This is a genomic window from Streptomyces sp. NPDC051322 (assembly GCF_040689485.1).
Lineage (GTDB): Bacteria > Actinomycetota > Actinomycetes > Streptomycetales > Streptomycetaceae > Streptomyces.
This window is the reverse complement of record NZ_JBFBAK010000001.1, coordinates 1-16727: the sequence shown is the minus strand read 5'-3', so window position 1 is coordinate 16727 and position 16727 is coordinate 1. Positions and strand designations below refer to the sequence as shown.

Annotated in this window: 17 protein-coding genes and 3 pseudogenes; 12 read left to right on the top strand and 8 right to left on the bottom strand. The window is 68.2% G+C overall.

Annotated features, from left to right (window positions below):
• Positions 1 to 95: 95 nt before the first annotated feature.
• The 3 genes from AB0436_RS00100 to AB0436_RS00090 form a co-directional block, all read right to left on the bottom strand.
• Entirely contained in the window at positions 96 to 860 is a 765-nt protein-coding gene (locus tag AB0436_RS00100; protein ID WP_366465334.1) for a lytic transglycosylase, read from the bottom strand.
• A 275-nt stretch (positions 861 to 1135) separates the two neighbouring features.
• Positions 1136 to 2206, bottom strand: coding sequence for an S-adenosylmethionine:tRNA ribosyltransferase-isomerase (locus AB0436_RS00095; protein ID WP_366465333.1), 1071 nt, complete (start codon positions 2204 to 2206; stop codon positions 1136 to 1138).
• Positions 2203 to 2946 carry an SDR family oxidoreductase gene (locus AB0436_RS00090; RefSeq protein WP_366465332.1) on the bottom strand — a complete coding sequence of 248 codons (744 nt, stop codon included), beginning with the start codon at positions 2944 to 2946 and terminating at the stop codon, positions 2203 to 2205. The genes AB0436_RS00095 and AB0436_RS00090 overlap by 4 nt, the downstream gene beginning before the upstream one ends.
• Positions 2947 to 3147: 201 nt before the next feature.
• Between AB0436_RS00090 and AB0436_RS00085 the strand changes: the two genes are divergently transcribed.
• Both AB0436_RS00085 and AB0436_RS00080 read left to right on the top strand, forming a co-directional pair.
• Entirely contained in the window at positions 3148 to 4293 is a 1146-nt protein-coding gene (locus tag AB0436_RS00085) for a GAF domain-containing sensor histidine kinase (RefSeq protein WP_366465331.1), read from the top strand.
• On the top strand, positions 4286 to 4945 hold the full coding sequence (locus AB0436_RS00080) for a response regulator transcription factor (protein WP_366465330.1): 660 nt from the start codon (positions 4286 to 4288) through the stop codon (positions 4943 to 4945). Before AB0436_RS00085 ends, AB0436_RS00080 begins: the two co-directional genes overlap by 8 nt.
• A 34-nt stretch (positions 4946 to 4979) precedes the next feature.
• On the opposite strand, the gene AB0436_RS00075 is transcribed toward AB0436_RS00080, so the two are convergent.
• The gene (locus tag AB0436_RS00075) at positions 4980 to 5765 is read right to left on the bottom strand and encodes a hypothetical protein (protein WP_366465328.1); all 786 of its coding nucleotides are present in this window, start codon (positions 5763 to 5765) and stop codon (positions 4980 to 4982) included.
• Positions 5766 to 5898: 133 nt separating this feature from the next.
• Between AB0436_RS00075 and AB0436_RS00070 the strand changes: the two genes are divergently transcribed.
• The 3 genes from AB0436_RS00070 to AB0436_RS00060 all read left to right on the top strand — a co-directional run bounded on the left by AB0436_RS00070 (position 5899) and on the right by AB0436_RS00060 (position 8223).
• On the top strand, positions 5899 to 6696 hold the full coding sequence (locus tag AB0436_RS00070; RefSeq protein ID WP_366465327.1) for an ABC transporter ATP-binding protein: 798 nt from the start codon (positions 5899 to 5901) through the stop codon (positions 6694 to 6696).
• A 57-nt stretch (positions 6697 to 6753) separates the two neighbouring features.
• A complete protein-coding gene (locus AB0436_RS00065; RefSeq protein ID WP_366465326.1) occupies positions 6754 to 7182 on the top strand; it encodes an NfeD family protein in 429 nt (142 codons plus the stop codon).
• A 99-nt stretch (positions 7183 to 7281) separates the two neighbouring features.
• On the top strand, positions 7282 to 8223 hold the full coding sequence (locus AB0436_RS00060; protein ID WP_366465325.1) for an SPFH domain-containing protein: 942 nt from the start codon (positions 7282 to 7284) through the stop codon (positions 8221 to 8223).
• A 78-nt stretch (positions 8224 to 8301) separates the two neighbouring features.
• Here the strand turns inward: AB0436_RS00060 and AB0436_RS00055 are convergent, their stop codons facing one another.
• From AB0436_RS00055 to AB0436_RS00045, 3 genes are all read right to left on the bottom strand, one after another.
• Positions 8302 to 8817: an HNH endonuclease gene (locus tag AB0436_RS00055; RefSeq protein ID WP_366465324.1), complete on the bottom strand. Its 516-nt coding sequence runs from the start codon at positions 8815 to 8817 to the stop codon at positions 8302 to 8304.
• A 142-nt stretch (positions 8818 to 8959) separates the two neighbouring features.
• Positions 8960 to 9496 carry a YbhB/YbcL family Raf kinase inhibitor-like protein gene (locus AB0436_RS00050; protein ID WP_366465323.1) on the bottom strand — a complete coding sequence of 179 codons (537 nt, stop codon included), beginning with the start codon at positions 9494 to 9496 and terminating at the stop codon, positions 8960 to 8962.
• 55 nt (positions 9497 to 9551) lie between these two features.
• Positions 9552 to 10334, bottom strand: a complete 783-nt coding sequence (locus tag AB0436_RS00045) for a sporulation protein (RefSeq protein WP_366465322.1) — start codon at positions 10332 to 10334, stop codon at positions 9552 to 9554.
• A 78-nt stretch (positions 10335 to 10412) separates the two neighbouring features.
• Between AB0436_RS00045 and AB0436_RS00040 the strand changes: the two are divergent.
• From AB0436_RS00040 to AB0436_RS00015, 6 genes and pseudogenes are all read left to right on the top strand, one after another.
• Positions 10413 to 10670 (top strand): annotated as a pseudogene (locus AB0436_RS00040) (DNA-3-methyladenine glycosylase); the annotation flags it as partial.
• 14 nt (positions 10671 to 10684) lie between these two features.
• The gene (locus AB0436_RS00035) at positions 10685 to 11296 is read left to right on the top strand and encodes a DNA-3-methyladenine glycosylase (protein WP_366465321.1); all 612 of its coding nucleotides are present in this window, start codon (positions 10685 to 10687) and stop codon (positions 11294 to 11296) included.
• A gap of 571 nt (positions 11297 to 11867) precedes the next feature.
• Positions 11868 to 11960: pseudogene (locus tag AB0436_RS00030) on the top strand (recombinase family protein); the annotation flags it as partial.
• Positions 11937 to 12119: a helix-turn-helix domain-containing protein gene (locus tag AB0436_RS00025; RefSeq protein ID WP_366465320.1), complete on the top strand. Its 183-nt coding sequence runs from the start codon at positions 11937 to 11939 to the stop codon at positions 12117 to 12119. The pseudogene AB0436_RS00030 and the gene AB0436_RS00025, both read left to right, overlap by 24 nt.
• A gap of 197 nt (positions 12120 to 12316) precedes the next feature.
• The gene (locus AB0436_RS00020; protein ID WP_366465319.1) at positions 12317 to 13210 is read left to right on the top strand and encodes an alpha/beta hydrolase; all 894 of its coding nucleotides are present in this window, start codon (positions 12317 to 12319) and stop codon (positions 13208 to 13210) included.
• A 98-nt stretch (positions 13211 to 13308) separates the two neighbouring features.
• A complete protein-coding gene (locus tag AB0436_RS00015) occupies positions 13309 to 14163 on the top strand; it encodes a helix-turn-helix transcriptional regulator (RefSeq protein ID WP_366465318.1) in 855 nt (284 codons plus the stop codon).
• 83 nt (positions 14164 to 14246) lie between these two features.
• Here AB0436_RS00015 and AB0436_RS00010 read toward each other — a convergent pair whose 3' ends face one another.
• Positions 14247 to 15713 (bottom strand): recombinase family protein, encoded by a 1467-nt coding sequence (locus tag AB0436_RS00010; RefSeq protein ID WP_366465317.1) that lies wholly within the window; start codon positions 15711 to 15713, stop codon positions 14247 to 14249.
• Positions 15714 to 15792: 79 nt separating this feature from the next.
• Between AB0436_RS00010 and AB0436_RS00005 the strand changes: the two are divergent.
• Positions 15793 to 16179: pseudogene (locus AB0436_RS00005) on the top strand (DNA-3-methyladenine glycosylase); the annotation flags it as partial.
• Positions 16180 to 16727 lie beyond the last annotated feature (548 nt).

Below are 16727 nucleotides of genomic sequence, written 5' to 3'. Positions count from 1 at the left end.
CAGGTTGGGGAGCCGGTCGATCACCGAGCCGATGGTCATGGCGTGGTCCTCGTGCTCGACCCCGATGGGGGTGCCGCCCTCCGGCGTTCGCCTGATCAGTAGGCGCTGTTCACGTTGTCGATCGAGCCGTACTTGTCTGCGGCGTAGTTCGCGGCAGCGACGAGGTTGGCGACCGGGTCGTAGATGTTGTTCGACGTGCCGACCACGTGGTAGGCGTCGAAGGTCGGCTGAATGGTCTGGAGCAGACCCTTCGAGGGGATGCCGTTCTGGGCGTTGATGTCCCAGTTGTTGATCGCCATGGGGTTGCCGCTCGACTCCCGCATGGTGTTGCGGTACAGACCGTTGTACGTACCGGGGATGCCATGGGCCTTCATGATGGCCAGGGCGTGGTTGATCCAGCCGTTCAGGTTGTTGGCATAGAGCGTCGGGCGGGCGGTCGAGCGACTGGCGGCGGTCTCGGCGGTGCGCTTCGCCTTCGCCTTCGCCGCTGCGGCCTTCTCGGCGGCCTTCGCCTTTGCGGCAGCCTCGGCCTGGCGCTTGACCTCGGCGGCCTTGGCAGCCTTCGCCTTGGCGGCGGCCTTGGCCTTGGCGGCGGCCTTCGCCTTCGCCGCGGCGGCCTTGGCGGCCTTGGCGGCCTGGTCGGCGTGCGTCTGCTGCAGGTCGAGGCCGGCTCGCACATCCTTGACCTGCGAGGCGAGCGCCACCGGAGCGGTGTCGACGGACTGAGGGGCGGATTCTGCGGTTGCGTTTCCGGGTACCAGCGAGAAGGCGACAGCAGCGGCGCCCACGGCGGCCACACCGCCGATCGAGTACTTGTGGGTCCGGGTCAGGCGACGGAGACCGTTGCGGGGCTCAGACATGTTGGCGTCCTCTTCGAATGGCTGGAGTCGCGGTTGCCGGGGGCGGCGGTACGCCCTGGGGCGGCGACGGGAGCAATTCTTAGCGGCCGCAAAATTTTGTGGCAAAGGTGTGACGTACGGCCCCGCATAGTGGAGCGGGGGCCGCCGGAGGGGTCGAATGTCCGTGTATAACCGGCCCTTCTGCCACTTATATGTCAACTAGCGCTCGTCGTAAGTGATCTGCGTCCTATGCGCGGGGTCACATAGGCCGCACATCGATTTCACGATGCGTTGCATCAGCAATGCGGAACGTGAGCGTTCTCATCCGGGAGGATGAGGTGAATGTCCCCGAACTCGTGCCACAGGTAGAGATTCCGTAGCGCCTCGGCGTAGCTGCGGGTCAACGCGTCGTGTCCGGCGATCGCTTCCAGCATCAGCAGGTGCGAGGCGGCCGGCTCGTGCAGGCCGGTCAGCAACCCGTCCACCGCCCGCACCCCGCGCTCGGGCGTCACCACCAGATCCGTCCATCCGGCCGCCGCCCGCACCAGCCCGTCGTGCCCGGTCGCGGTCTCCAGGGCCCGGACCGCGGTCGTGCCCACGGCGACGATGCGCCCGCCGCCCGCCTTCGCCGCGTTGACCAGGAGAGCGGTGGCGGCGCCGACCTCGTAGCGCTCCGGATAAGGGGTCTCGTCCGCCTCGGTCGACGCCACCCCGGTATGCAGCACCAGCGGAGCGAACTGCACCCCCCGGCTCACCAGCTCGGCGACCAGCTCCGCCGTGAACGGCCGCGCGGCGCTGGGCATCTCCGCCGATCCCGCCCCGTCCGCGGCCGGCCGCGCGAACACCGTCTGATGAGCGGCGAGCGGCTGATCGCGCCGGGTGTACGCGTACCGGATCGGCCGGCCGTGCCGGCGCAGCAGCCCCGGCACGTCACCCGCCGACAGTCGCGCCCACCACAACCGGTCCTCGCCGTACTGCAGTGGCTCCTCCCACCCGAGCCGGGCCCCTCCCATGAGCCGTACCACCGTCCCGGCCGGCCCGCCGGACCGGCGACGGGTGCTGCCGCCGGGCAGCGGATCCCGCAGCTCCACCACCCAGCGGCCGTCGTCCCCGCGGACGGAGAAGTGCACCACCACGGGCATACCGTCGAGCGTCCCGTCGATCGCGGCGGGCAGCGTCTGCGAGGTGTTCACCACCAGCACGTCCCCGGCCCGCAGCTGGTCCGGCAACTGCCGGAAGGAATGGTGGGACACCGCACTGCCCCGTGACACCATCAGCCGTACGTCGTCCCGCCCGGCCCCGCGCTCCTCCGCGGGCACCGAGGCGAGCAGCTCGTCCGGCACCCGCAGCGCCTGCCGCACGCTCATCGCACATCCCCGAGTCGCACAACCCCGAGTCGCGCATCCCCGAGCCCCGCGGTTCCGAGCAGCTCGGTGGCCGCATACCGGCCGCTCGCCGGCCGTTCGTCCAGCAGCCGGAGGAAACCAGGAACCACCTCTGCCGGATCCGGCCGCTCACCGGGGTCGTCCGGAGCGGCGGCCGCGTACAGATCGGTGTCCATGTCACCCGGGTCCACCGCCCAGACCCGCAGCCCGGGCTCCTCGACGCCGAGCACCGCGGAGAGCTGGTCGAGGGCGGCCTTGGACGCTCCGTACCCTCCCCAGGTCGGGTAGGCCTCGACTGCCGCGTCCGAACTCACCGAGATCACCGACCCCGCTCCGGCAGCTCGCAGCAGGGGCAGGGCCTCCCGTACGAGCCCCAGCGCCGCCACCACATTGGTCTCCAGCGCGGCCCGGAATCCGTCCACGGTCAGCTCGGACAGGCCGACCAGCGGTTCGGCGCCCAGCGCGCTCGCGTTGTTCACCAGCAGATCGAGCCCGCCCAGATCGCGCGCAGCGGCCACCAGAGCAGCGCGGTGCGCTGCCTCCGTGACATCACCTGTCACAGCCACCACCCGCGTGCCGTACTTCGCCAGCTCCCGTCCGGCCTCCTGCAGGGCCGCCGCCGTCCTGGCGTCGACGACCAGGTCCCACCCCCGTTCCGCCAGCTTCGCGGCGAGCGCTCGGCCCAGCCCCTTCGATCCACCCGTGATGATTGCTACCGGCATGGCACAGCCCCTCGTCGGTTCGGCCCTCGTTGCTCGGGCCCCTCGTCCGTTCGGTGCCCCCAACGTAGGAACGCGCCCCCACCCGGCGCGTCGTCCGCCGGCCCGAGCGAGTCAAGGCACTTCGACCTAGTCCCTTCGACCTGGTCGGCTGCCGTCCGCAGCCCGATACGGACCGCATGCCGCCGCCGGTACGGTGTGGCCATGTCCCATCGCCCCGCGTCAGGCCTGGCCGCAGTGAGTGCCGCGCTGCTCGCCATGAGCAGACACCTGGAGGTCCGCGACGTCCTCAAGACGATCGTCGCCTCGGCCCGCGAACTGCTGGACGCCGAATACGCCGCGCTGGGCGTGCCCGACGACCACGGGGGCTTCGCCCAGTTCGTGGTCGACGGAGTCAGCGACGCCCAGTGGAAAGCCATCGGCCCGCTGCCACGCCAGCACGGCATCCTCGCGGCGATGCTGCGCGACGAGAAGCCGCAGCGCCTCGACGACGTGCGGGAGGATCCGCGCTTCGGAGGCTGGCCGTCCGCCCACCCGGACATGTCGGACTTCCTCGGCCTGCCGATCCGCGACGGGGACGAGACGATCGGTGCGCTCTTCCTGGCCAACAAGCGCTGCCCGAAGCCGGCCGGCGGCTGCGGATTCACCGAGGACGACGAGGAACTCCTCGGCATCCTGGCCCAGCACGCGGCGATCGCCCTCACCAACGCCCGGCTCTACGAACGCAGCCGCGAGTTCACCATCGCGGAAGAGCGTTCCAGGCTGGCCCACGAGCTGCATGACGCAGTGAGCCAGAAACTCTTCTCGCTGCGCCTGACGGCCCAGGCCGCCGCCACCCTGGTGGACCGGGACCCGGCCCGCGCCAAGGACGAGCTGCACCAGGTGGCGGACCTCGCGGCGGAGGCGGCCGACGAACTGCGCGCCGCCGTCGTGGAGCTGCGCCCCGCCGCGCTGGACGAGGACGGACTGGTCAACACGCTCCGTACCCACATCCAGGTCCTGAACCGGGCCCACGCGCCCCGGGTCACCTTCGAGAGCCGCCAACTGCGGGCGCTTCCGGCAGCCCAGGAGGAAGCACTGCTGAGGGTGGCCCAGGAGGCCCTGCACAACGCGCTGCGCCACGCGGCGGCGGACCGGGTCGATGTAGTGCTGCACCGGCAGGGCCAGGGTGCGGTGCTGCGGATCACCGATGACGGCCGGGGCTTCGAGCCACGTACGGTCCGGCGGGCCGGCCGGCACCTCGGGCTGGTCTCGATGCGCGACCGGGCGAGCGGGGTCGGCGGCAGGCTCACGGTGCAGTCGGCGCCCGGCGAGGGCACCACAATCGAAATGGAGGTGCCCGGTGGCTGACACCGCAGGCCTGCCGAAGGCGGCCATCCGCGTCCTGCTGGTCGACGACCACCAAGTGGTCCGCCGCGGCCTGCGCACCTTCCTGGAGATCCAGGACGACATCGAGGTGGTGGGAGAGGCGTCGGACGGCGCGGAAGGGGTGGCCGCCGCCGAGGAACTACGCCCGGATGTCGTCCTGATGGACATCAAAATGCCGGGCATGGACGGTATCGAGGCGCTGCGCAAGCTCCGCGAGCTCGCCAACGCGGCCAAGGTGCTGGTGGTCACCAGCTTCACCGAACAGCGCACCGTGGTTCCGGCGCTGCGCGCGGGTGCGTCCGGGTACGTCTACAAGGACGTCGACCCCGGCGCGCTGGCCGGCGCCATCAGGTCGGTGCACGCCGGACACGTGCTGCTCCAGCCCGAGGTGGCCGGGGCGCTGCTGTCCCAGGAGCCGGGCGGCGGCCAGGGGAGGGGCAGCACCCTGACAGAACGCGAGCGCGAGGTGCTCGGTCTCATCGCCGACGGACGCTCCAACCGGGAGATCGCCCGCGCACTGGTCCTCTCCGAGAAGACCGTCAAAACGCATGTGTCGAACATCCTGATGAAACTGGACCTCGCCGACCGTACCCAGGCCGCGCTCTGGGCCGTACGGCACGGTGCGGCCGGCTGAGCGCCTCCACCGGACCGGTCACGGGCCGAGCACGTCAGCTGCGCTCCCGCTCCTCCACATACGCGTTGTACGCCGCCACCTGCGCCCGGCGGGCCACCCGCTCCACCGGCCGCAGCGCCGCCACCCTGGCTGCCATCTCGGAGGCGCTCACCGCGCCGCCGGGCCCGTGCTCGTACGCCAGCGACACCAGCAGCCCGACCCGCCGGGCCAACTCCAGGACCCGCGCGGCGCGGGCGGGGTACCCAGGGGCCAATACGTCCCGGGTACCGCGCTCGGCCCGCGCCCGATAGGCGTCCAGCGCCGCTTCGGCGGCCGGACCCGAGCCCGCCACATCGAGACCCGACAGCACCCTGGTCGCATCCCGGAGCGCCTCCGCGAGCTCCCGCTCCGCCTCACCCAGTGACGGCACATCGGCGGGTGGCGCCTGCCGCACCGCCAGGCAGTGCCAGACCACCTCCACATGCAGATCGCCGTCCGGCCCCGCCTCGTACACCTCGGGCACCAGGCCGAGCGACACCCCGAAAGCGACCACCGCTTCCTGGGCGTCGAGCGCCCGGGCGTTGAACTCCGGAGGGCCGCTGAGCCCCAGCGGATGGCCCGGGGCGGGCAGCGCCACCCGGAACCCGGTCGCTCCTAGTCCCCTCAGCCGACCGAGTGCCAGCGTGAGACCGACCGGCCCCGCTTCCCCCGGCAGCCCCTCGACACGGTGCACCGCGTCGTCCCCCACGATGGCGAGCGCGGCGTCATCCGGCGAAACAATTCCGGCCAAAAGCGCATTTCCCCATGAGGCCAGCAATCCCGAGCGTGGTTCTGTGAGCATGGGCTCAGCTTAGGAGGGCGCCGGACAGTGGACCTCCGGATGGAAGCATGTGCGAGGTGGCGTAGGTTTTCCCTGGGTGGTGCGTCCACAGGCGCACGCGCGAACCGAGACTGCATGGGGAGACAACGCGCTCATGAGCGATGTACTGGAGCTGCTGGACGTATCCGTGGTCCGCGACGGACACGCTCTGGTCGAGGACGTCTCCTGGGCGGTGAAGGAGGGCGAGCGCTGGGTCGTCCTCGGTCCCAACGGCGCGGGGAAGACCACCCTGCTCAACATCGCGTCCAGCTACCTCTTCCCGACCACCGGCACCGCGGCCATCCTGGGCGAGCGGCTCGGTAAGCCCGGCACCGACGTTTTCGAGCTCCGCCCGCGCATCGGCATGGCCGGTGCCGCGATGGCCGAAAAGATGCCCCGGCGGCAGACCGTTCTCCAGGTGGTGCTCACCGCCGCCTACGGCATGACGGCTACCTGGAACGAGGACTACGAAGAGGTCGACGAGCAGCGCGCCCGCGCCTTCCTCGACCGTCTCGGGATGACCGAATTCCTGGACCGCAGGTTCGGCACGCTCTCCGAGGGCGAGCGCAAGCGCACCCTCATCGCTCGCGCGATGATGACCGACCCCGAGCTCCTGCTGCTCGACGAGCCCGCCGCCGGTCTCGACCTCGGCGGCCGCGAGGACCTGGTCCGCCGTCTCGGCCGGCTGGCTCAGGACCCGTATGCCCCCTCCATGGTCATGGTGACGCACCATGTCGAGGAGATCGCGCCCGGCTTCACCCACGTCCTGATGATCCGTCAGGGCAAGGTGCTCGCCGCGGGCCCCATGGCCACCGAACTCACCTCGCGCAACCTCTCCCTCTGCTTCGGTCTGCCGCTCCTCGTCGAACAGCGCGGCAACCGCTGGACGGCGCAGGGCCTGCCGCTCGGCTGATCGCACCCGCCCTCTTGCGTACTGTCCCCGGCAGAACCGCCGACTTACCATGGCCGTGTGGACATTGAGGCGTGGGTGTGGTGGCTGATCGGCGCGGCCGGGCTGGGAATCCCGCTCGTGCTCACGGCGATGCCCGAGTTCGGGATGTTCGCCGTGGGTGCGCTGGCCGCAGCCGGCGTCGCGCGGCTCGGCGGGGGAGTGGTGAGCCAAGTCCTTGTCTTCGTCGTGGTATCGGTCGCGCTCATCGCCGTCGTACGGCCGATAGCCAACCGTCACCTCTCCCAACGGCCCGGACAGGCCACCGGTGTCGAGGCACTGAAAGGCCGTCAGGCCGTCGTGCTGGAGAGGGTGGACGGCAACGGCGGCCGGATAAAGCTCGCCGGTGAGGTCTGGTCCGCCCGGTCACTCGACGGGGGGGCCAGTTACGAGCCGGGCCAGCAGGTGGACGTCGTGGAGATCGACGGTGCGACAGCCGTCGTTCTGTGACCGAATCCCGCACACGGCAGGCCGAGGTCTGCGAAACTCGATCACCGGGAACTCCCGTTCATCGGGAACCGTCGGCAACCGAAGGGCACGGGGAGCGCGATGCCATCCGTCATCATCGTCCTGATCATTCTGGTGGTGCTCGTCTTCATCGCCCTGATCAAGACGATCCAGGTGATCCCGCAGGCGAGCGCCGCCATCGTCGAACGATTCGGGCGCTACACCCGCACCCTCAACGCCGGCCTGAACATCGTGGTCCCCTTCATCGACACGATCCGCAACCGGATCGACCTCCGTGAACAGGTCGTGCCCTTCCCGCCCCAGCCGGTGATCACCCAGGACAACCTGGTCGTGAACATCGACACGGTCATCTATTACCAGGTGACGGACGCCCGCGCGGCGACCTACGAAGTCGCCAGCTACATCCAGGCAATCGAGCAGCTCACCGTCACCACCCTCCGCAACATCATCGGCGGTATGGACCTGGAGCGGACGTTGACCTCCCGGGAGGAGATCAACGCGGCACTGCGCGGCGTCCTCGACGAGGCCACCGGCAAGTGGGGCATCCGTGTCAACCGCGTGGAACTCAAGGCGATCGAGCCGCCGACCTCCATCCAGGACTCGATGGAGAAGCAGATGCGCGCCGACCGTGACAAGCGGGCGGCGATCCTCCAGGCCGAGGGTGTCCGGCAGTCCGAAATCCTGCGCGCCGAGGGCGAGAAGCAGTCCGCGATCCTCCGGGCCGAAGGTGAGGCGAAGGCGTCCGCGCTGCGTGCCGAGGGCGAGGCGCAGGCCATCCGTACGGTATTCGAGTCCATCCACGCGGGCGACGCCGACCAGAAACTCCTCGCCTACCAGTACCTCCAGATGCTGCCGAAGATCGCAGAGGGCGACGCCAACAAGCTCTGGATCGTGCCCAGCGAGATCGGCGACGCTCTCAAGGGGCTCAGCGGAGCCTTCGGCAATCTGAGCGGCGACGCAGTCGGCTTCAACACCGGCAAGGAAGACCCTCAGGTACCGCGCCAGGCACCGCCGACCGGCTGACTGGCCCCGACGACAGCGTTGAGCCCGCCCCGGACGAACGGAGGCGGGCTCACAGGGTGCCGGCGACAACCCCGCGGCTCATGCTGCGTGCTGGGCCGTCTGCGGAAGCCAGTCCGGCAGGGCGTGCCGGTCACCGGCGCCGAGAGCGAGCAGCATCGCATCGGCAGGCGTCGGCACGAAGGGCCTGCGCAGCAGGGGCATGCCCGCCTGCTCCGGCGTGCGGGCCGCTTTGCGATGGTTGTCGGCCGCGCAGGACGCGACCGTATTCAGCCAGGTGTCCTGGCCGCCCTGGGCGCGCGGCACCACGTGGTCGACGGTGGTCGCCCGCCGACCGCAGTACGCGCACCGGTGCTGGTCCCGGATCAGCACCCCCCGTCTCGACCACGGCGCCTGTCTTCGGAAGGGCACCCGCACGTAGCGGCAGAGCCTGATCACCCGGGGCACCGGTAGCTCGACGGCGGCCGCGCGCACCCGCAGCCCGGGATGCGACTGCTCGACGACAGCCTTGTCCTGCAGCACGAGCACCACGGCGCGGTTGAGCGTCACCGTCGACAGCGGCTCGAAGCTCGCGTTCAGTACCAATGTGTCCCGCATGGTGCCCACCTCCGTGTGCCGGCCCACCCCCTGGCGGGCTGGGATCAACTCTGGCCGGGCACGCCCGGATGGACAACGCAATAAAAAAAGGCCCTGCCCAGATCTCTCCAAGACCGGGGCAGGGCAAACAATCAGTGCGGTGTCAGCTCTCTGCGGGAGTGGCGTACTCACCGATGAGTTGTGCGCGCGCCAGCGTGTGGAAGCGCAGATTGAAGCCCACCGCGGCCGGCGGAGTGTCTCCGTCGATACCCAGCTTCTCGGCATCCACCGCATACACGGTGAACACATAGCGATGGTTCTCCCCGGCCGGCGGGGCCGCGCCTCCGAACTCCTTCGCCCCGTAGTCGTTGCGCGCGTGGACCGCGCCCGCGGGCAGACCGTCGAACTTGCCGCTACCGGCACCCGCGGGAAGCTCCGTGACCGATGCCGGGATGTCGAACACCGACCAGTGCCAGAACCCGCTGCCGGTAGGGGCATCCGGATCGAAGCAGGTCACGGCGAAGCTCTTGGTCTCCGGCGGGAATCCTTCCCACCGGAGGTGCGGCGAGGTGTTCCCGGCCGCGTACACCTGAGCGTCCTTCAAGGGTTCCCCCGGCGCGACGTCCTCGCTCACCACGGCGAACGAGGGCACCGGCGGATGAAAATCATGGGGAAGCGGCGGCTTGCTGAGCCCGGTCACGACGGCACCTCCTGCATTGGGCTGTCCAGTTCCGGATACGACCCTAGAGGTTCGGCTAGAACCAGTTGCGCCTGCCGCCGACGTCGGCGAGCCACTGGTTGAGGTACGCGGCCCAGTCGGTGCCCTGGAAGTCGTGCTGCCCGACCTGGAAGGCCCGGTAGGAGTCACTGCCCTCGCTGAAGAGGCCCGGCTTCTTGTCCATCTCCAGGATGACGTCCATTTCGCGGTCGTCAGCGATGAAGGTCAGCTCGACCTGGTTCAGACCGCGGTACTGCTGGGGCGGGTAGAACTCGATCTCCTGGTAGAAGGGCAGCCGCTGACGGGTGTTGCGGATGTGCCCGCGCTCCAGGTCCGCGCTCTTGAATCGGAATCCGAGCTGGATGAACGCGTCCAGGATCGCCTGCTGGGCCGGCAGCGGATGGACGTTGATCGGGTCCAGGTCGCCCGAGTCCACCGCCCGCGCGATTTCCAGCTCCGTCGTCACCCCGATGTGCATGCCGCGCAGCTCCCGGCCCGAGACACTGGAGATCGGCGTCTCCCACGGAACCTCCAGACCGAACGGCACCACGTGCACAGCACCTGCCTTGACCTCCAGGGCTCCGCCGAGGCGCAGCTTGGTGAACTCGATGTCCTGCTTGACCTCCTGTTCGCCCCCTTCCACTTCCACACGTCCCTGCAGGCCGACCGAGAGCCCCTCGATCTGCTGGTCGACCGAGCCGCCGTGGACCCGTACCTCCCCCTGCACGACGCCGCCCGGCACGACGTTCACCTCGGTCAGTTCGGTCTCGACCGAAGCGCCACCGGCCCCCATGCTCGCGAGCAGCCTCTTGAACCCCATGTGCACTCCTTCTGGATCGTGATCCCTGCATAGGTACGCGCAACGACCGGGATCGGTTCCCCGGTACGCTCGTACGACATGATCTCCAGCCCCGACCGTATGCCGCTCCCGCGTGACTTCTTCGCCCGTCCCGTCCTGGAGGTGGCCCCCGAACTTCTGGGGCGCACCCTGGTCCGTCGCACCCCGGACGGTCCCATGGAGCTGCGTCTCACGGAAGTGGAGGCGTACGCCGGTGACGTCGACCCGGGATCGCACGCCTACCGCGGCAGGACGGCCCGGAACGACGTGATGTTCGGTCCGCCCGGCCATGTGTACGTCTACTTCACCTACGGCATGTCAAGGCGATCAGCATGAATGTTAACCTCCTCGCCCATCCTGCTGAAGAGGTCGCCCCCAAGCTGCTCGGGAGCGTCCTCACCTGCAAGACCCCCGAGGGAACCGTGAGCATCGCGATTACGGAGACCGAGGCGTACTCCGGTACGGCCGACCCAGCCTCCCACGCCTACCGAGGCAGGACGCCCCGTAACGCCGTTATGTTCGGGCCCGCAGGACACCTGTACGTCTACCGATCCCACGGTCTCCACTGGTGCGCCAACATCGTCACCGGGACGGACGGTATCGCCTCGGCCGTTCTGATCCGGGCGGGCAGGGTTGTTGAAGGGGAAGAACTGGCGCGCAAGCGGCGAGGGGACAAGGTCGAGGGTCCACGCCTCGCGAGGGGGCCGGGGAACTTCTGCCAGGCGCTCGGCGTCACGGCGGAACACGATGGTGCTGACGTGCTGACAGGCGCCTCGGTCAGGCTGTCGGCGGGGGAGCCGGTGCCTGCCGAACTCATCCGGGTCGGCGCTCGGGTGGGCGTCAGCAGAGCCCACGACTGGCAGCACCGCTTCTACCTCGCCGGTGATCCAACAGTTTCGGCGTACCGACTGAGCCCGAGAGCCAAGCCGTCTGCAGGGGCTTGAGTCGCTGTGTGCCTGACTCGCGGCTCGCTGGTGAGCCGGCGCGGAGTTGACCCTGAGGTGCGCGATCGCTCGGGAGTGCGGCATGTGCAGCATGCGACGTGTTCCCCGTTGGTCGGGTGGCCACCGGCGCGCATGTAGTCAGAGCACGTCTGGCGTGTGCTCGTACGTAGCTTGACCTGCGGAAACGTTCGCGTCCTCTCTTCTCTATTTGGGGTAAGTCCAGTGCGGCCCCCTTCTGGGCCGACAGAGCGAAGACACTTCGACCAACGGCAAGGACAAGCCGGGGCGCGACAGCGCCCCCACTTACGTGAGTCGCAGCGGCGGAAGAGTAAGGAGGAAGGGGCGGCCGTCAGGCCGCCACAGAGGCAAGACGTCTTCACTGCGAGCGGCCCCGTCAGGGGCCGACATCGGCAAGGCGCTAGCTCGATGGGGCCGCTACGCGGCCACCTGGGCAAGCTCGTAAACCCTTCACTCTGTGCACTCTTCCGCCGCTGTACTTACGGCAGATGTAAGCCAGTGATCAGGGGTCCTCTCCGGCCCACTTCAGGGGGTCTACGACCCGAACGGCGCGGGAGCCATCGTCTTCGCCGTGCTCGCCGTCAGCGCGGAGGTGGAACGGGAAGGTATCCGGGAGAAGACTATGGAAGGGCTCGAAGCCGCCGCCCGCAAGGGCAACGTGGGCGGACGCCCGTCCGTCATGGACGACGACAAGCTAGCCGTAGCTCGTGCCCGGTACGCCAAGGGCGAGAGCGTCACAGCCATCGCTAAGGGCCTGGGAATCCATCGAGCCACCCTGTACCGCCACCTGGCGGAAAGCGCCTGAGGCCAAGCGTACGGATCCCAGCAGGCCCCTGATGTGAGACGCAGGGGTCCTGCACCATGCGAGCGAAGAAGTACGAGCTGGATTCCGTAGCGCTGCAGGTAGGAAAATTCCCTCCCATTGTCCGTTTCGTCGGTCAGGTGGAGGCTTGTGGTGCCGCTGCGCACAGCAGCGTCGTTCGCAAAAGGAGACGCACCATCGTGAAGCGCAAGATCAATTTCAACCGTGAGGGCCTGACCCTGGTGGGTGACCTGTTCATGCCCGACGGCTTCGACGAGAGCGGGCACTACCCGGCGGTCATCGTGCAGGGCTCGTTCACCTCGGTGAAGGAGATGATGTCCAACGCCTACGCGGAGAAGTTCGCCGAGCAGGGCTTTGTCGCGCTGGCCTTCGACTATGCCCACTATGGCGAGAGCACCGGCGAGCCTCGCCAGTTCGAGTCGACCGACGAGAAGCTGAGCGACCTGCAGGCCGCCGTCACCTACCTCGGAGAGCAGCCGTACGTGCAGGCTGTCGGCATGGTCGGCGTGTGCACCTCGGCCAGCAACGGCGCCTACCTCGCCGCGCAGGACCCGCGCCTGAAGGGCTTCGCGACGATCGCAGCCTTTCTGAGCGACGAGAACACGTACAAGCTCGTCTACGGCGAGGACGGGGTTACCCGGCGTCTCGCGGACGCCGCTGCCGCCCGTCGCAGGTTCGAGGAGACGGGCGAGGCGACGACCATCACGGTGTACAGCGAGACCGACGAGCAGGCCGTCAACTACGCTCCGACGCCCGGAGCGTACGACTACTACACCAACCCGGCACGCGGCAACGTCCCCGAGTACGAGAACGAGTTCGACGTCACTTCCTGGGACACGTGGGTCACCCTCGACGCGCTCGGCCAGGCCCCGAAGATTACGACGCCGACCATGGTGGTGCACTCCGACGGTGCAGCCTTCCCCGACCAGGCGAAGAAGCTCTACGAGACCGTCCAGGGCGAGAAGGAACTCGTGTGGGCCGACGGAAACCACTTCGACTACTACGACTCGCCCGCGCAGATGGACAACGCCGTCGAGAACGTGACCCGCTTCTTCCGCACCCACCTGGCATAGGCGCCCGTCGTAGACCCCACCCGAGTTCGTTTCGCCAGAGCCGCGCCGGGGCCCGTTTACCAGTGGCACGGCGCTGCGCAGGCACGACAATGTGAGACGTGAGCGCGAAGAACCCGCACCTGGAAGAGCTGGGCCTGTTCTTGCGGGCCCGCCGCAGCGAACTTGGCCCTGCCGCGATCGGCCTGCCTCCAGGTGACACGGGAACGCGGCGCGTGAGCGGTCTGCGCAGGGAAGAAGTCGCCGCGCACGCCGCGATCAGCCAGGACTATTACGCCCGAATCGAGCAGGGGCGCCTCGCACCGTCCTCACCGGTCCTCGACGCCCTCGCACACACACTGCGTCTCACGCCGATCGAGCGCACCTACGTCGAAGGGCTCGCCCGCCAAGCCGACCGACGCACGTCACCCAGGCGTCCTCCGACGCCGCCACGGCCTCAGATCCAGCGCCTCCTGGACCAGCTGACGCTGACTCCCGCGTTCGTGGTGGGGAAGTACCTCGACTTCCTCGCCTGGAACCCCCTCGCCGCGGCTCTGCTCATCGACATCGACAAGATGGCCCCGCACGAGCGCAACTACGTCCGCATGCTGTTCGCCGACCCGCGCATGAAGGACTTCTACGATGACTGGGAGGGCATGGCCCGTACCGGCGTCGCACTCCTGCGCATGCAGGCCGTTGACAACCCGAAGGACCCACAGCTCGCGAACCTGGTCGGCGAACTCTCGGCAGGCTATCCGCTCTTCCGGCAATGGTGGGCGAGCCGCCATGTCGCGAGCGAGAAGATCGGCAGCAAGACCATCCACCATCCGGAGCTCGGCGAGTTCGTACTCGACTGGGACAGCTTCTACTGGAGTGGGGACCCGGACCAGCACATCACCGTCTGGTCGCCTGCACCCGGTTCCCCGAGCGAGGAGAAGCTCCGGATCCTCAGCTCGTCGATCCTGCGATCCGGCTGAACTGGCACGAAGACGGCAAGGGGGCCCTGTAGGACGCCCCTTGCCGTTGACTACCGACCGCCGAGTCGGCCGTTACACATCGCTCACGGATTCCGGAAGGTGATCCGGCAGTGGTCCGACTTGAACTCTCGGACTCCCCGACCTCTCGGCATCAGCTCGACAAGTTCGCACACCTGCATGACGACCGTCCGCACGTAGTCGATCCGGTCGGGGTCCTCGTAGTCCAGCTCCTCCCACAGGTACTCGACGTCCCCCAGATCCACGCGCACCCGCTTCGCTGCCAGGTCTGCCAGCTCGCCCCGGACCTTCGCCAGGTCGGCATCACACCGGCCGATGCCGGCGCGCATGGTCGATCCGTCGATGTCCCCTACAGCGAACATCTCCGCCAAGGCGGTGCGCCTCTCGGTGATGGCCATATCTTCGGCGAGCAGCTCGGCCTCCCGCTCCTCGTCCGCGGCGTCCGTGGCCGGAGCCCGGTTCCATTCCTCGGCCCTGGCGATGACGTGCCGGACCACGAACGAGTCCAGGGGGTCTGCCGGGCATGTGATGCACCGGCCACCAGAGCAGGTGTAGATCCTGTACCGCTCACCTGCCGCGTTCTTCCTGCTCCACCCCTGTGTCACAACGGCCTGGCACTTCGAGCAGCGGACCACGCCGGACAACAGGGCCTTGCGCTTTCCTCCGCCGCCCGTGTTGCGCTCAGGGTCGCTCAGGTAGCGCACCAGAGCACGGAACGTGCCCTCGGAGACGATCGGCTCCCAGTCGCCTGAGCCCGTCTCCTCGGTCAACCGCATGCGCCTCCCGTCGGGCTTCTCGACCCATTGGGAGTACGTCTGGATGCCCGCGTTCCTCGGTTTCAAGAGGACGGCACGGAGGTTCGAGCTACGCCATTCCTTGCCGTACGGCGAGAGCAGTTCACGAGCGTTCCAGTCCTGCGCGATGGACCACAGGGAGACGCCAGCCAGGACATCCCGATACGCCTGGCGCAGGGCCTCTGCCTCCTCCTCGCGATGTGCGCCGTCGCGCTCGAAGCCGAAGGGGCGAGTGCTCCAGAAGGGCCTGCCCGACTCCCTGCGACGCTGATGACCAAGCACCTGACGCTCCACTCTCATCTCGGTCTCGTTCTCGGCCACCGCAGCGCCGATGCGAGCGGCCAGACGCCCCGACGGGGTCGCCAGGTCCAGGACGCCCTGGGCCTGCGCGGCGGCCAGATGGACACCGGTCTCCTCGGCGAGGTCCACCAGCTCGACCAAATCTCGTGTCGTGCGGTACAGGCGGTCGTAGTGCCTGGCTACGACGACGTCAGCCTTGCCCGTACGCACCAGTTCGACCACGCGCTTCCAGCCTTCACCACGAGCCGACACCTTGCGACCGTCGACGAGGCGGAACTTCGACGCCGAAGAGTCCTTCTCTGAGATGACCTCTATGACCGTCCATCCGTTCCGGTCGCACAGAGCCTGACTCAGCTCGACCTGTTGATTCAGGTTCCCACCCTTGGACTCCTCACCTCTCGGAGTTGGGCTCAGCCTGGCGTAGATGATCGCTCGCACCGCTTGCCTCCCCTTGCTTGTCGTCGCCGGGCCGATGGTTGGGGCCGGCGACATACATGCTCAGAGCATATCCTGTGACATGTGGCACTGCGAGAATGTGGTACGCGGTCCGGAGGGGCAGGCCAGCGGGGTTCTGCTTCGTGCGGGAGACGTGCAGGTGGGCGCCGAGCTCGCACGAAAACGTCGCATCTCGGCCCGGCATGACAAGGAACTGGCCAAAGGCCCGGCCCGCCTGGCCACCGGCCTCGCCATCGACCGCACGCTCAACGGCGCGGATGTCTGCGCGGTCGGGGATGCCCCGCTGTCGATACTGACCGGCACTCCACCCCTCCCCGAACAGGTACGCAGCGGCCCGCGCACCGGAGTTGGCGGAGCGGGTGCCCATCAGCCGTGGCGCTTCTGGATCGACGGCGACCCGACCGTGAGCCCCTACCGGGCTCACGCACCACGCCGCCGTCGAACTTGACTCGGCCCCTCCGGACGCCTAACGTAGCCCGAGCCGCTTGACACGGGCACTGTTGTCGGAACGGTCATACAGACCGCTCCCGAGCAGCCCGAAGTGGTCAACCACTACCTACGATCGATCCCCCAACGGGTTTGGTTTTCGGCATGCCGGAATTCGAACCCGAGGCCCGATTATGAGCCACTGAGGAAATCGGCTAAAGTAGTGGCAACGCCGGAAAGGGAAACGCGAAAGCGTGGAACTGGAAAGCGAATCCCGTCGGCCGGGAATCGGACACGAAAGAGTCTGATAGAGTCGGAAACGCAAGACCGAAGGGAAGCCCGGAGGAAAACCCCAGAGAACGTTCTGCGGGTGAGTACAAAGGAAGCGTCCGTTCCTTGAGAACTCAACAGCGTGCCAAAAGTCAACGCCAGATATGTTGATACCCCGTCTCGCAAGAGACGCGGTTCCTTTGAAAAAATCCTGCCGTTTCTTCGGAAGTGGTGGGCAACACACAGCGAGGACGCTGTGAACGGTGGACCTTATTCCGGTTCACTGTTCCGCTCAACGCG